This is a genomic window from Rhizobium ecuadorense (genome assembly GCF_001187535.1).
GTDB classification, from domain to species: Bacteria; Pseudomonadota; Alphaproteobacteria; order Rhizobiales; family Rhizobiaceae; genus Rhizobium; species Rhizobium ecuadorense.
Window position 1 is genome coordinate 1 of sequence record NZ_LFIO01001273.1, and the last position, 308, is coordinate 308.

Sequence of the window (308 nt, forward strand, 5' to 3'; positions counted from 1 at the left end):
CACGCCACTCTTCCGATTGGTGGCCTTTGCTGCCCGCAATGAGGCGACGGCCGCTGAGAGCTTCAGCGAACTGCTGACGGAGAAAGATGTCCTTCTGCGGGAACTTCAACATCGCGTGAAGAACAATCTTCAGATGATCACGGCGCTCATCCGAATGGAGGCGCGCAATGCTCAACAGAATGAGGAAAGCGAGAGGTTTGCACGGCTTGCCGGGCGGATTGAAGCTTTGGCCCTGCTCTATCGCTCGCTGTCGGACGAAGAGAAAGGCGCCACAGTCGATCTTGGCACCTATGTCAGCCAGATTGCCG

The 308-nt window shown here is 57.1% G+C and carries 1 protein-coding gene; it reads left to right on the forward strand.

Features of this window, described 5'->3' with window-relative positions:
- On the forward strand, positions 1-308 hold a 308-nt coding region (locus AF337_RS27210), incomplete at both ends, for a histidine kinase dimerization/phosphoacceptor domain -containing protein (RefSeq protein ID WP_244471327.1).